The organism is Actinopolyspora mortivallis DSM 44261, from assembly GCF_000384035.1.
GTDB lineage: Bacteria > Actinomycetota > Actinomycetes > Mycobacteriales > Pseudonocardiaceae > Actinopolyspora > Actinopolyspora mortivallis.
In genome coordinates, this window is the sequence record NZ_KB913024.1 from 4,006,226 (window position 1) to 4,007,061 (window position 836).

Annotated in this window: 1 protein-coding gene and 1 pseudogene; both read right to left on the reverse strand. The window is 64.7% G+C overall.

What is annotated here, in order from left to right; genetic code table 11:
* A partial coding sequence (locus ACTMO_RS21495) for a Uma2 family endonuclease (protein ID WP_019856219.1) occupies positions 1-466 on the reverse strand: 466 nt, incomplete at its 3' end.
* Between the two features lie 109 nt (positions 467-575).
* Positions 576-836 (reverse strand): annotated as a pseudogene (locus ACTMO_RS21500) (Uma2 family endonuclease); the annotation flags it as partial.

The following is an 836-nucleotide window of genomic DNA, read 5'->3' on the forward strand; positions in this document are numbered from 1 at the left end:
ACTCGATGCCGGCTTCGGCGCACATGGCGGGTTTGTCGATGCGGTCGGCCACACGGCTGGACGGAGACACGCACTCGCCGACCAGCAGAACCTGGGTGGACGGTATCCATACCCTCCCCCGTGCCGGTTGGCTCAGCACTGTGAAGTCGGGCTGGATCCAGCTGTCGGGGCCCAGTTGGATGTTCAGGGTGGTGTAGGCGCCGCCACCGTGGGATCTCGCGTGTGGTTTCAGTCGATTCCGCAGCTCGTCAGCGGCATAGATGTTGGCCGAGCCTTCGTAGGGGGTCACGATCAGGTGTCCGTCCTGGCACTCGTACTTCGCCGGTGGCATCCCGGGGATGGGGAGGTACCGGTCGGCGAGGTCGGGGGTCCAGAGCCCGTGAAGCTCGACGAGTGGGTCGAACGCTCCGGTGTCGCGGGTGGGTGCGGCCACAGGTATCACCCCTTCGGCCACCACGGTACTCATGGCCCGAGTCTGCCGCGAGTGGCCGAGTGTTCGGCAGGCCGCGACGATCTTTCACCCCATCGGATGGCCCGATACACGGTTCCGGCCGTGTGGGTGGTCTGAGGTGGTTTCAGTCTTCCAGGAGTTCGGTGGGGTCGAAGGACAGGGGGAAGGGGGTCTGGGTTTCGAAGGTGGATCCGGCCAGGGCTTTGGCGTGGACTTCGTAGGTTCCTTGTTGTCCGAGTCGTAGTAGTACGACCTCGGCGTGGTTCTTGGTGTAGGAGACTTCCACGCGCATGAAGTACTCGATGCCGGCTTCGGCGCACATGGCGGGTTTGTCGATGCGGTCGGCCACACGGCTGGACGGAGACACGCACTCGCCGACCAGCAG